Raw genomic sequence first — 13815 nt, forward strand, 5'->3', positions numbered from 1 at the left:
CCAAGAACCGCAAGGTCTACACCATCGACAACGGCGCCAACCAGGGTTGGGGCGGCTACCCCGAGAACGAGGGCGGCGGCAACGCCACCAACAACTACGTCAAGGGCGAACCGGGTTCGAGCAGCTCCTCGGCTAACGAGGGCGCAGTCAACAACCTCGACAACCTCAACTACATCGGCGACCTGGCCACGTACCGATCCGGCTCCTACTACGGCGGCCATCCTACTCCCACCCGCGCCAACCCCAACGGCGCGGGCCTCTACACCCACAATGGCACCTCCGGCGTGTTTCGCAACAGCAGAACCGGACCCAACCCACTGCCCGTCGACTGGCCTCCGGTGGCCTCAGCTAATCCCGTGGAAGGCGACTTTCGCCAGGCTGGCAGCGCCGTAAGCCAGGATTTGCTCACTTTCACCGCCTCCACCAACGGCATGTGCGAGTACACCGCCTCCAACTTTGGTAGCGCCCTGCAAGGCTCGCTGCTAGCTTGCACCTTTGATGGAACCATTGTTAAAATCTCGCTCACAGCCGACGGCACAAACGTAACCAACCCCTACGACGCCAACAAAGTCAACACGGACTTGCCCTTTGCCTCGGGCTTTGGCTCCACGCCGCTCGACGTGACGGCGCAGGGCGACAATGACATCTTCCCCGGCACGGTATGGGCCGCTACCTACGGGGCCAGCGCCATCACCGTCTTCGAGCCCCAGGACTTCCTGACTTGCACCGGTAACTACGACGAAAGCGACGACGACCAGGACGGCTACACCAACGCCGACGAGATTGACAACGGCACCCAGCCTTGCTCGGCTGCCAGCCGGCCCGCTGACTCCAACAACAACAACATCTCCGACCTCAACGACAACGACGACGACAGCGACAACCTAGCCGACACGGATGATTACTTTGCCCTCGACAAGGACAATGGCCTAGCCACCACCTTACCCGTACGCTACGACCTGTTCAACAACTCGCCTGGCACGGGTCTGTTCGGCCTTGGCTTCACGGGGTTGATGATCAACGGCGACAGCATCTACTCCGACCTGTTCTTCGAGGAAAACCTGATTGCCGGCGGGGCGGTGGGGGCCTTTTCCGTGGTTGATGTAACGGCGGGTGATGCGTTGGGCAGCTTGAACACGCAGGAAAATGCGTTTCAGTTCGGAGTCCGTTCCACCGGCACACCCTTTACCGTACAAGGCCGGCTGCTTGGGCCGTTCTTCAACAACAAGACGCCTCAGAACTTCCAGTCCCAAGGTATTTACCTCGGCAACGGTGATCAGGACAACTACCTCAAGCTGGCCATTACTGCCAATGGTGGGGTGGGCGGCCTGGAAGTGGTATACGAAAATGCAGGAGTGCCTGTGGTTACCAACTTCCCTTTACCGGGAGGCATTCCCAATTCCACGCTCGACTTCTACTTTGCCGTCAGCCCGGCCACGGGCACAGTGCAACCTAAATACGCTGTCAATGGCGGTGCCCTTGCCAATCTAGGCAACCCCATTCAAGTAGGCGGCGCGTTGTTGGCGGCTCTCCAGAACGGGAAAGCCTACGCGGTGGGCGTGACGGCAACGTCTCGGGGGGCATCGACTTTCACGGCCAGCTGGGATTTCCTCTACGTTACGGCCTCGACCGGCACCACGGCCCTGCACCAGGTGAATGCCGGCGGGGGGCAGGAAACCACTTCGCTGGGCACTTTTAGCGCCGACCAATATTTTGCGGGCGGCAACGTCGCCACTTCGGTGGCGGCTATTGCGGGCACCAGCGACGATGCCATCTATCAATCGGAGCGCTACGGACCTTCCACGTACAGCTTGCCCGTGCCCAACGGCCAGTACACAGTGGTGCTGCACTTCGCGGAGTTTCACTGGACGGCAGCTGGCCAACGCGTATTTGATGTGTCCGTTGAAGGTACGAAGGTGCTCACGGCCTATGACATCGTGAAGAAAGCCGGCTTGAAAACGGCCACTACCGAGACCTTCCCCGCAACGGTAAATGACGGTGTGCTCACGGTGGCTTTCCAGACCGGCACGGCAGATCTGCCCAAAATTTCCGCCATTGAGGTGCTCCAAGCAAGTGGCTCCAACCAGACACCTACGGCCAGTGCGGGTCCCAACCAAAGCATAACGTTGCCCATAAACAGCACGACCCTGAATGGTTCGGGCACCGACCCGGACGGCACGGTAGCTAGCTATACCTGGACGCAAGTCAGTGGCCCCAACACGGCTAGCTTCTCCAGCAAAACAGTGCCCCAGCCCACCGTTGGTGGCTTGGTAGCAGGCTCTTACGTGTTCAGCCTGGTTGTGAGCGACAACGCGGGCCTGTCGAGTGCGGCCAGTCAAACCACGCTCACGGTCAGCCCCGCGGCCCCTACTGGCCCGGCCCTTTACCGGGTGAATGCGGGCGGTGGCCAAGTGGTGAACTCCATCGGTACCTTTGCCGCCGACCAATACGCCTCAGGCGGCGCGAGCTTTGCAACCGCCCAGCCGATTGCCGGCACCTCCAACGGGGCCATCTACCAAAGTGAACGGTACGGCAATCAATTCAATTACGCCTTTGCCGTGAGTAGTGGCAAGCAGTACCAAGTGGTACTGCACTTTGCCGAGGTCTACGCCACACAAGTAGGACAGCGCGTGTTCGATGTCGCCCTCGAAGGCAATACGGTGCTCGACAACTACGACATCTACAAGAAGGCCGGCGCCTTCACGGCCACTACCGAAAGCTTTATTGTGACGGTAGCCGACGACCAGCTTAGTCTCAACTTCAGTTCCTTGGCCAGCGTAGGCGGCGTCGATAACGCCAAAGTATCAGCCATCGAAATCTACAGTCTGACTCCTACTGGTAACCCGGTCCCAACGGCCGTACACCGGCTGAACGCCGGTGGGGGACAGGAAACAACCTCGCAGGGCAATTTTGCTGCTGACCAGTACGCAGCGGGCGGTAGCATTTTCGCTAGCGCAGCCGCCATCGGCGGCACCAGTGACGACGCCTTGTACCAGACCGAGCGTTACGGGTCCTTCACCTACAATTTGCCCGTAAGTAACGGCCAGTACACCGTCAAGCTGCACTTTGCGGAACTCTACTGGACCAGTGCCGGCCAGCGGGTGTTCAATGTCGCGGCCGAAGGAGCCACGATGCTCAGCGCCTACGACATCGTTAAGAAAGTAGGGCCGCTAACAGCCACCACCGAAACCTTCCCCGTTACCGTTTCCGATGGGCAGCTCACGTTGGCTTTCTTACCCGGGGTAGCAGGGGTTGACCAGCCCAAAGTATCGGCTATTGAGGTGCTTGAATCTGTTAATACGGCGGACCTGCGTCTCAATGCTGGAGGCGAAGCCCTGACCACCTCGCAGGGCACTTTTGCTGCCGATCAATACGCTACCGGCGGTGCCGTCTTCTCGACTGCTGCGCCTATTGCCGGCACCAGTGACGACGCCTTATACCAAACGGAGCGCTACGGCAACTTCACTTACAACTTGCCCGTGCCCAACGGCCAGTACTCGGTGGTGCTGCACTTCGCCGAGCTCTACTGGAACGCCCCCGGCCAACGGGTGTTTGGTGTGACGGCGGAGGGCACGACGGTGCTCAGCGCCTACGACATCGTCAAGAAAGTAGGATCACTGACGGCCACCACCGAAACTTTCCCCGTCACCGTTTCCGATGGGCAACTTACGCTGGCCTTCGCGCGGGGGGCGAATGGAGTAGATGAACCCAAGGTTTCGGCTATCGAGGTGCTCAGCGGCGGTGCGGCCATCAACCAGTCTCCGAACAACCAAGCCGCCCGCGCCGGCTCCAGCCTCCCCGCGGCAGTTAAACCGGCTGGGCTTCCCGTCTACAGTTCGCAAGTGCACCCGTATCCGAACCCTTCCTCCGACGGCCAGTTTAGCGTCGTGCTGCCTTCCGTTTTCCAAGGAGAAATTTCCTACTTGCTGGTGTCTTCGTTGGGCGCGACGGTGGGTAGTGGCAAACGCACCGTATCGGCTGGCGGGTCGCAATTGACGTTCGACTTCTCCCAGCAGATGCCCACCGAAGGCGTATACTACCTGCACCTGAGCGCGCAGAAAGCCCAGGCTCACGTGAAATTACTGCGTAAATAAGTGATGGTTGAGAAGCTGCATAAACCGCCTTCCGGGTGCGGGCAATACGTTACCGCTTGGTATCAGCTCGCCAACTGCTGACAACCACCGTGGCCCCTGCTAGCGTCTGTATCCGCAGTAAGTTGCTCGTCAGGGGGTAGCCGCCGGGCCTATCTACGGCTCGTACTGAGGAACGCAAAAGCGTCTGCTGCCTGAGGCGGCAGACGCTTTTTTACGGCCAGTTATTCGGCCCACGCTCGGCTTGGTGCTCGAAGTATAGCTGGACTGTCTGCTTTTAATATCAATCTTCGCCTACGCCGACTCTAACTCTGCCAATGGGAGCGTGAATACAAATGTGCTACCCACACCCAACTCACTTTCCACCCACAGCTGCCCACCCTGGCCGCCAATAAATTCGCGAGCGATACTCAGCCCCAGACCGGAGCCCCCTGCATAGCCGTTTTTGTCGGGAATCTGGACGAACCGCTGAAAGATCTTTTCCTGGTGCTCGGGCGCAATGCCGGGCCCCTGGTCACGCACCATCATCTGCACCCGCTGCCCATCGGCAGATAGGCCGCCGTGCAAATGAATCTGCTCTCCTTCAGGCGAGTAGCGAATGGCGTTGGCCAGTAAATTCAGCAGCACCCAGGTGGTTTTTTCAATATCGGCGCGCACTAGGGGCAAGGTAGCGGGCACCTGTATATTCAGCGTAAGTTGCTTGGGCTTAAGCTGGAGTTGAATAGTATCGGCAGCAAACTGCACGATGTCGTGCAGGTGGGAAGACTGGAAATTGAGTTGAATGTTGCCGGACTCCAGACGGGACACGTCAATTAACTCCCCCACAAGTTTTAGCAGCCGCTGATTTTCTTGCTTGAGAGTGCGCACAATGCGCTGCTGCTCCTCGTTGAGAAGCCCCACTTTCTCGTTTTGCAGCAGCTTTAAGCTGAAGTTGATACTGGAAAGCGGCGTCTTTAGCTCGTGCGACACCGTGGCCAGGAAGGCGGACTTGGCCTGATCGAGCTTCTTGAACTCCGAGATGTTGCGCAAGGTCAGAATCGAACCGACGAACTCATTTTTGTCGAGGGCTTGGTTGAATCCTACTACATCGTGTACGCTCAGGCGGTAATACACTTCCTCGCCTTGCTGCGCGATAGTGAGCAACGGCGTTTCCTGTTCGCGCTGGGGCGCAGGCACATCCAGATAGCGCAGCATCTCCCGAAACAGGTCGTTTTCAGCGGCTACCTCGTCAACCCGCCGGCCTAATAACTTCTCAACGGGCACATCGAGCAAGGCGCTGGCCACCGGGTTGACCACGATGAGGCGCCGGTTTTGGTCGATCAGTAGCAAACCCTCATCGAGCGTATTCACGATGCTGGCTACCCGGTTGCGTTCGGCTATTAGCTCGGCCAGCGTGGAGGTGCGGTAGCTTTGCAACTGCACCAGCATCCGGTTGAAGCTCCGCCCCACGGTAGCAAACTCGTCGTGCCCTTCCACCGGAATGGAGGCCGTGAAATCTTGGTTGGCGGCGTGGTCGATGCTAGCCGAGAGCCGCCGCAGGGGCACTACAGCCGCCTCAGGCACACTGAGTACAAACAGAAGCGAAGTCAGGACGGCGAAGGTTAGCAGGGCTAGCACGTAGCGGCGTTGCTGCAAGGCGGTGCGGTTGGCGGCTGCATTTTTGCGCGTAAGGGCCTGCGTATTCAGGTTTATCATGGCGTAGGTACCGCGCCGCAAGCGCCCAACCGCCTCGTTCCATCGTTGCGCCGAGGTGGTGTCGGAAGTTGGCAGTTGATTGAAGTTTCCTACTTCCTGAAACAGATTGTCTACCACTTGCTGCTCGCCGGGTTCCGTTACGTTGCCTGCCTCCCGAGCTAACAGTTTCTCGAAAAGCGGTTGGGCTTGCGGGGCTCTTACGTTCGCGCCGTATCCCATCTGATCCAGGGCCAGTAGCATCTGCTGCCCCAACTCGATGGAATACAGGTTGTCGTTGAGCACGTTGCGAGCAGTGCGGTCTAGTTGGCTCAGCGAGTAGAGCATGAAGGCACTCACTCCCATTAGCAGCAACAGCATCGTCGCAAAAGCCAGCGTGATTTTGGTTTTAAGGTTCATGGGTTGCTATAGACTTGGGGGCTGCTACTGAATAGAATGTCCCACTGAGCGCAGCCGAAGCAATTCTGCCGCTTTGTTGCAGCTATCAGAAAATACTTCGGTGGCAAGATGCTTCGGCTGTGCTCAGTGGGACGGTATTTACAAAGGCATAGCCGTTAATAGGTTACCAAGTAAATATCCAGGTCTTGTGCGTGGCGGGCTACTTGCCGGATCAGGTCGTTGGTGACGCCGCGGCGGGTAAGCTGCGCCCACCAATTTTTGCTGCCCGTAACGCCGCAAACCAGCAGCGAAACGTTTTTTTCAGCGGCTACGCGCGTTACTTCGGTTACAATATCGTCGGCTTTCACCCGCAGGATTTGGCCGCCTAACTCGGTGGCGAGTTGCAGGTTGTTGATGAGGTGCCGCTGGGCCGCCAGCCCTATCTTATCAGCCGATTCGGCCGGTGTCTGCACGTAGAGCACGTACCACTTGGCCCCGCCGAGGCGGTCGGCGAGGCGCGAGGTTTTGCGAATGATTTCCTTGGCGGCCTGCGCATTGGAATTGATGCAAGCCAGCAGCCGGTCGGCGTTGCGGCGCTGCGCAGCCACGGCAGGAGCACCGCCCGCATCGGTTTCAATCTGGCGGCCGAGTTGGTTGGCTACTTCCCGAAGGGCCAGCTCGCGCAGCTGCAACAGGTTTTCGGGCTGGAAGAAGTTCTTGAGCGCCGAGGGTACCTTCTGCAAATCGTAAATTTTGCCTTCTTCCAGGCGGGTGCGCAGCTCGGTCACGGTGAGGTCCACGTTCACTACCTCATCAGCCAGCTTCAGTACTTGATCAGGCACCCGTTCCTGCACATCGGTGCCGGTTATCTTTTGCACTTGGTCGTGCAGGCTTTCCAGGTGCTGCACATTGACGGCCGAAATAACTGAAATACCGGCCTTCACGAGCTGCTCCACGTCCTGCCAGCGCTTTTCGTTGAGGGAGCCCGGCACGTTGGTATGGGCCAGCTCATCGACCACCACCACCGAGGGGCGGCGCTGCAAAATAGCTTGCACGTCCATTTCTTCCAGCATCCGGCCTTTGTAGAAAATCTGCTTGCGGGGCAGCACCGGCAAACCTCGCAGTTGCGCCTCGGTACCCGCCCGGCCGTGCGTCACTACGTACCCCAACACCACATCCACGCCGTGCTGTAGCAAGTCGTGCGCTTCTTGCAGCATGCGGTACGTTTTGCCCACGCCCGCTGCCAGCCCGATGTAGATTTTCAGTCGCCCGCGCCGCCGCTCCTGCACCAAGCGCAGGAATCGTTCGGCCGACTGGTCACGGAGCTGGTCGTCGTTCATGGCAAATAAAGGCTTATAGCTCGCGCTGCAAGTGCAGCTCGGGGCGAGCGGGCATGTGCAGCGGCACGTTTTCGATGATGAAAGAGCTGTTGTCGAGGCCGAAGCTCTCGGTTTCGGAGGCGCCGAGGCGTTTCAGCCAGCCGTGCAGCAGTAACGCCAGGCGCTGCCAGCCGCGCAGCAAATACTCGTAGGGCAACGTTTTGTTGAGGACCACAAACTGAAAGTCGCCCACCATATCCTGGCCGCGCAAGCTGGCGTAGCGGCTCGTAATGTCCACTTCCCGGGCCTGTACCAGCTCCGTGACTACCTGCCGGAACATGTAGTTGAGGGCGTGGTCGACGCGGAAACCAAGGTAGAAGTCGATGCGCACCAGCTCGTTGGGTAGCACGTGCGTGATGTGGTAGCGGCGGGTGTAGGGGTCGTCCGTGGTGTGCACGTGGAGGAGGTAGTACACGTCGGCCCGCTTGGGGCGCTTCTTGAAGATGCTGTGCATCACCCCATTTTCCACCCGCCGCGCATCCCCCGATTTGGTGAGGTACACCAGATGCGTGGCGTACTTAGGCACCGACTCATCATTGCTTAGTTGCTGAAGCAACGGCAGGTAGTCGGCCAGGGGAATGAATTCGGTTAGGTCGTGGCGAATGCGCTGGCCCACAATCCAGCTCATCATCACGAGTAACAGCACCGCCCCCAGCAGCACCGACAGCCAGCCGCCGTGCATGAACTTGGTGAGGTTAGCCACCAAAAAGGACCCTTCTATCAGTATGTACACTGCGAGCAGCAAACCAATCCAGATAGGATGCACGCGGCGAGTGCGCAGGTAAAAGGCCAGCAACACGGTGGTCATGAGCATGGTGATGGTGACGGCCAGCCCGAAAGCCGCTTCCATGTTGCCCGACTCCCGGAAGTACAGCACCACGCCTACGCAGCCCGCGCACAGCAGCCAGTTCAGGGACGGTACGTAGGCCTGCCCGCGCAGCTCGGTGGGGTAATCAACCCGCACCTTGGGCCAGAAATGCAGGCGCAGCGCCTCAATCACCAGCGTAAACGAGCCCGAAATTAACGCTTGCGACGCAATGATGGTGGCCAGTGTGCACAAGGCAATAGCCGGCAACAGCCCCCACGCCGGAATCATGAGAAAGAACAGATTCTTTTCGCCCAGCGGCTTGCCTATGTGTTGGAGCAGCCAGGCCCCTTGCCCCAGGTAGTTGAGTATCAAGCAGATTTTGACGAATGTCCAGGAGCCGTAGATATTCTGGCGGCCCACATGACCCATGTCGGCATACAGCGCCTCGGCCCCGGTGCTGCACAGAAAAATAGACCCCAGCAACCAGAACGCACCGGGCACCTGCGTGAGCATGTACAGAGCGTAATGCGGACTGAATGCGCGCAGCACACTGAAATCCTGGCTTAAATGGTAAACCCCCAGCATCGCCAGCATCAGGAAAAACAGCGTCATCACCGGGCCAAACAGCTTGCCGATAACCTGGGTACCGAATTGCTGAAACGCAAACAATGCTATCAGAATCCCGACCACGATGGGCACGGTATCGAGGTCGGGCTTAAGAATGCGCAAGCCCTCAACAGCCGAGGAAACTGAAATAGGCGGCGTAATAATGCCATCGGCCAACAAGGCGGCCGCCCCCACAATGGCTACCAGATACAGCCGCCGCACCGGCAAACGGCGCAGCCGGGCGTACAACGCCAGAATTCCACCCTCGCCTTGGTTGTCGGCCCGCAAAGCAATGAGCACATATTTCACCGTGGTGAGCAGCGTAAGGGTCCAAATAATGCAGGAGATAGTGCCCAGCACCACGTCCTCGGTTATCGGCCGCTCCACAAACACGCCGCGCACGGTGTAGAGGGGCGACGTGCCAATGTCGCCGTACACGATGCCCAAGGCAACCAGCAAACCAGCCGGCGTAGCACGATGCACCGAAGCAGTGGAATTCATTTCAGGAAACCAGAAAAAGAGCAAGTCAAGAGTAAATCCGGCTTATTTTGGTGAGGCATGTATGACGCAAAAAACCGCACTATCCTCCCACTACCACACCGGTCTGGTTATTCTGGCATAGCACAGTTAAACCCTTGGCAAAGCATCAAAAGGATATAGCAATACTCGACGTAAGGTTGCCGTAGCTGTCGGTGGGTTGGCCGTTCCGGTCGGTCAGGAAGGGCTGGGGGGAATGGAAGCTGCGGCCTTCGATGCGCACTACCACGTTGCTGGTGGGCGCGTAGTCGAGGTTGAGGGAGGCAGCCCGCACCTTCAGATCTTGGTCGGAAGCCACTGGGGAAATCGAGCTGATGATGACGCCTCGGTCGGCGTTGTAGTACTCGCCGCGGAGGGTGGTGCTCCATTTGTCGGCCAGCTTGTAGCGTACAAAGGCGGCGCCGGTGTGCCAGGTGTCGTCTTTGCCGCCGCGCTCGGCGCGTTCCTGCTTGCCTACATCAAATACCAACGCTAGAGAAAGGCGGTCGGTGGCGGCGTAGGTGGCGTAGAAATTGTGGAAGTAGCGGCGCCGCCGGGCTAGGTCCTGGGGCTGCTCGTTGCCGTAGAACGTGCTGCTATTGATGAGGAGCTTATCGGTGGGCTTCCACTGAATTTGGGTGCCAATGGCTTTCTTCTGGTTGTTTTCGCGGATGTTTTGCCACCCATTCAGCACCAGCCCGGTCAGCGTCAGCTTGGGGTCCACTTCGTACGTGAACCGTACGCCAGCTTCGTAGTACGGCGAGTTTTCGGCCATCAGGGAGCGGGTCAGCGTCCAGTTGTCTTTGCTGATAGCCGACTCAAACCCGATGTGCGAGCCGAAAATACCGGCATCCAACCACGCCTTCTCGAACGGCCGGAATCCGGCGTAGGCTTCGTAAATGTGCTTGAACACCTGGTCTTCGGCGGCATAGTTGGCTGCTACGTAGGTGCCGGCGTGCAGCCCCAGAGCCCCGCGCACCTGCCCGTTGTCGTAGCGCATCCCAATGATGGCATTGTTTACCGTAAACTCGTTTTGCCGGTCGTGGGAGTACAGAAAGCCGGGACGGTCTTGGGTATCGGCGTGCTTGAAATCGTAGCCGTAGTAGCCGTCCACAAAGCCGTAGAAAGTCAGTGGGTTCGGCTTAGCTGCGGCGGGTGCAACTTGCGGCGGCACAACCTGCGCCGTATCCGTTACGGGAGTGGTTTGCGCCAGCGTGTTGCGGGTGACAGAAGCGGCAGTGAGGGCGAGGCCCAAGGTCAATAGGTAGTTCATGAAGGAGCGCCTGCTGTTGCGAGGCGAGTAGAATTGCTGACATTGCTGCCGACTGGCAGGCAAACTAGTTCTTTATGTGCTGCTGTGGGAAGAAAGGAATGTGCGGGGTACCTGCACAGTTATTTACGGAGAGGCGCCAGCTCGTCCAGGGCCAAATTCAGGCGCAATACGTTCACGGTGGCCGGACCAAAGAACACGATGATGGGCTCATGGATGTGGTCCTTTACCAATTGCCGAACCCGCGCCGCTGGCAAGTCACGAAGACGAGCCACCCGCTCCACCTGCGCATACGCCCCGGCCGGCGACAAGTGCGGATCGAGGCCCGAACCGCTGGCCGTGACCATTTCGGCAGGCACTTGGTCGCGGGTCACGGTAGGGTTTTGCTGCAAAAATGCTCCCGCCCGGGTCTGCACTTCTTTCAGGTACTCGGGGTTGCTCGGGCCTTTGTTGGAGCCGGCCGAACCGCTGGCGTTGTAGTCCACCGCCGAAGGGCGGGTGTTGAAGTACTCAGGCTTATCGAATTTCTGGCCGACGTTAGCGAAGCCTACCACGCGGCCCTTGTGGCTCAGTTGTACGCCCTCCCCTTTGCCCGGCGACAGTTGCGCAGCGCCCCATACAATAGCGGGATATACCACGCAGCACAGCACGAGCATGGCCAAGGAAAGACGAAAAGCAGGAAGCAGGTTATTTTTCATGAGTTAGAAGCTAGGAGGAGTATTTCCAGCCCAAGGCTAGAAGCTAGTTCCCCTCCTTTTTTCAAGGAGGGGTGCCCGGAGGGCGGGGTGGTAAAGCCGTTTGAACGACTTGCGAGTGAATCGGCGGAAAGCTGGATTGTTGTTTCATCTGGTGGCTGAATCGCACTGCTGAGTCGTTCATTACAAACAATATCAGCAACGAGGTCAACCACCCCTGCGGCGGCTTCGCCACCGCGTCCCCTCGCCGCTTGATGCGCGGAATCATCTGAGGGGAGTTTCGTTCTGTTAATCAGTTGACTGACTATAGAAAGGCGCCTACCACCAAGTCAATCAGCTTGATGCCGATGAAGGGGACGACAACGCCGCCGAGGCCGTAGATCAGCAGGTTGCGGCGCAGCAGCGCCGAGGCCCCGATGGGTTTGTAAGCCACGCCACGCAATGCCAGCGGCACCAGGGCCGGGATGATGAGGGCGTTGAAAATCACGGCGCTCAGGATGGCCGACTGCGGCGACTTCAACCCCATGATGTTCAGGGCGCCGAGGGCTGGAATGGCCACCATAAACAAGGCCGGCACGATGGCGAAATACTTGGCCACGTCGTTGGCGATGCTGAAGGTGGTGAGCGTGCCGCGGGTCATGAGCAGCTGCTTACCGATTTCCACTACCTCGATGAGCTTGGTGGGGTCGTTGTCGAGGTCCACCATGTTGCCGGCTTCTTTGGCGGCTTGGGTGCCGGAGTTCATGGCCACTCCCACGTCGGCTTGGGCTAGGGCAGGCGCGTCGTTGGTGCCGTCGCCCATCATGGCGACCAGTTTGCCCTGCTGCTGCTCGTTGCGGATGTAAGTCATCTTGTCCTCGGGCTTGGCTTCGGCAATGAAGTCATCGACGCCCGATTTCTCGGCAATGAACTTGGCGGTGAGGGGGTTGTCGCCGGTGACCATCACGGTTTTGATGCCCATTTTGCGCAGGCGCTCGAACCGTTCCTGGATGCCGGGCTTGATGATGTCTTGCAGTTCCACCACGCCTAAAACCCGGTCGTTTTCACTGACTACCAGCGGCGTACCACCGTTGCTGGCTACGGCGTCGGTGCGTTGCGTGACTTCCTGCGGGTAGGGCTGGTTGGCTTTCACGGCTAGCTGGCGGATGGCATCGGAAGCGCCCTTGCGGATGCGGGTGCCGTTGGCGAGCGTCACGCCGCTGCTGCGGGTTTCGGCCGTGAACTTGATGAGTTCGGCCCCGTCGAGGCGGCTGCGCAGGGCTTGCGGGTCCACCTGCTTTTCGCGGGCCAGCTCCACGATGGACTTGCCTTCGGGCGTTTCGTCGGTGAGCGACGAGACGGTAGCAAACTCAATGAACTCGCGCTCATCGACGCCGGGGGCGGGCCAGAAGTGCGTGGCTTTGCGGTTGCCGATGGTGATGGTACCCGTTTTGTCGAGCAGCAACACGTCGATGTCGCCGGCCGTTTCCACGGCTTTGCCGCTCTTGGTGATGACGTTGGCGCGCAACGCCCGGTCCATGCCCGCAATACCGATGGCCGAGAGCAAACCGCCAATGGTGGTCGGAATCAAGCACACGAACAGCGCAATGAAGGCCGAAATGGCAATGGGCGTTTTCGAGTAATCGGCAAACGGCGCCAAGGTCACGCACACAATCACGAAGACCAACGTGAAGCCCGCCAGCAGAATAGTGAGGGCAATTTCGTTGGGCGTTTTCTGCCGCGAAGCGCCTTCCACTAGCGCAATCATCTTGTCCAAAAACGATTCGCCGGGCGCGGTTGTCACCACCACTTTGATGCGGTCCGACAATACCTTGGTGCCGCCTGTCACGCTGGATTTGTCGCCGCCCGCTTCCCGTATTACCGGGGCTGATTCGCCGGTAATGGCTGATTCGTCGATGGTGGCCAGGCCCTCGATAATCTCGCCGTCGGTGGGAATGATTTCGCCGGCCTCCACCAGGAACATCTGGCCTTTCTGGAGCTGCGAGGAGCTAACTGAGGTAATGTTGCCTTTGTCGTCGATGACGCGGGCGGGCGTTTCCTCACGGGTTTTGCGCAGTGTTTCGGCTTGGGCTTTGCCGCGCGCCTCGGCAATGGCCTCGGCGAAATTGGCAAACAGCAAGGTCAGAAACAGCACCAGAAACACGGTGAAGTTGTAGCCGAAGCTGCCTTGCGCGGCATCGGGTTGCACCAGCAGCCCGAGCGTGACGAGCAGCATCACCACCGTCCCGATTTCCACGGTGAACATCACCGGATTGCGGAACATGATGCGCGGGTCGAGCTTCACGAAAGCCTGTTTCACGGCTTCGGAAACCAGCGCGGGTTGAAATAAGGATTGAGATTTAGAGGCCATTGTTGGGATGTTCTTGCGGGGCGCCTCACC

Annotated in this window: 7 protein-coding genes; 1 reads left to right on the plus strand and 6 read right to left on the minus strand. The window is 59.0% G+C overall.

Translation table 11 applies throughout. The annotated features are described in order from the left end of the window. Positions 1–4094 (plus strand): malectin domain-containing carbohydrate-binding protein (locus tag ACFE7X_RS20090; protein WP_375437481.1); only part of this gene is annotated, 4094 nt, incomplete at its 5' end. A gap of 291 nt (positions 4095–4385) precedes the next feature. Here the strand turns inward: ACFE7X_RS20090 and ACFE7X_RS20095 are convergent. The 6 genes from ACFE7X_RS20095 to kdpB all read right to left on the minus strand — a co-directional run bounded on the left by ACFE7X_RS20095 (position 4386) and on the right by kdpB (position 13785). Further along, positions 4386–6182 (minus strand): ATP-binding protein, encoded by a 1797-nt coding sequence (locus ACFE7X_RS20095; protein WP_375437482.1) that lies wholly within the window; start codon positions 6180–6182, stop codon positions 4386–4388. Between the two features lie 155 nt (positions 6183–6337). Further along, entirely contained in the window at positions 6338–7501 is a 1164-nt protein-coding gene (locus ACFE7X_RS20100) for a sensor protein KdpD (protein WP_375437483.1), read from the minus strand. A gap of 13 nt (positions 7502–7514) precedes the next feature. Further along, positions 7515–9455, minus strand: a complete 1941-nt coding sequence (locus tag ACFE7X_RS20105) for a KUP/HAK/KT family potassium transporter (RefSeq protein ID WP_375437484.1) — start codon at positions 9453–9455, stop codon at positions 7515–7517. 145 nt (positions 9456–9600) lie between these two features. Next, on the minus strand, positions 9601–10743 hold the full coding sequence (locus ACFE7X_RS20110; protein ID WP_375437485.1) for a porin: 1143 nt from the start codon (positions 10741–10743) through the stop codon (positions 9601–9603). A gap of 119 nt (positions 10744–10862) precedes the next feature. Continuing rightward, positions 10863–11438 (minus strand): potassium-transporting ATPase subunit KdpC, encoded by a 576-nt coding sequence (kdpC, locus tag ACFE7X_RS20115; RefSeq protein WP_375437486.1) that lies wholly within the window; start codon positions 11436–11438, stop codon positions 10863–10865. Positions 11439–11739: 301 nt separating this feature from the next. After that, positions 11740–13785, minus strand: coding sequence for a potassium-transporting ATPase subunit KdpB (kdpB, locus tag ACFE7X_RS20120; RefSeq protein WP_375437487.1), 2046 nt, complete (start codon positions 13783–13785; stop codon positions 11740–11742). Positions 13786–13815 lie beyond the last annotated feature (30 nt).

It is taken from the genome of uncultured Hymenobacter sp. (assembly GCF_964242765.1).
Classification (GTDB): Bacteria; Bacteroidota; Bacteroidia; order Cytophagales; family Hymenobacteraceae; genus Hymenobacter.

What these genes read in the sequence shown, in the direction of transcription:
- ACFE7X_RS20100 (WP_375437483.1), bottom strand. Translation starts at nt 7,501, where the DNA reads ATGAACGACGACCAGCTCCGTGACCAGTCGGCCGAACGATTCCTGCGC.
- kdpB (WP_375437487.1), bottom strand. Translation starts at nt 13,785, where the DNA reads ATGGCCTCTAAATCTCAATCCTTATTTCAACCCGCGCTGGTTTCCGAA.
- kdpC (WP_375437486.1), bottom strand. Translation starts at nt 11,438, where the DNA reads ATGAAAAATAACCTGCTTCCTGCTTTTCGTCTTTCCTTGGCCATGCTC.
- ACFE7X_RS20110 (WP_375437485.1), bottom strand. Translation starts at nt 10,743, where the DNA reads ATGAACTACCTATTGACCTTGGGCCTCGCCCTCACTGCCGCTTCTGTC.
- ACFE7X_RS20105 (WP_375437484.1), bottom strand. Translation starts at nt 9,455, where the DNA reads ATGAATTCCACTGCTTCGGTGCATCGTGCTACGCCGGCTGGTTTGCTG.
- ACFE7X_RS20095 (WP_375437482.1), bottom strand. Translation starts at nt 6,182, where the DNA reads ATGAACCTTAAAACCAAAATCACGCTGGCTTTTGCGACGATGCTGTTG.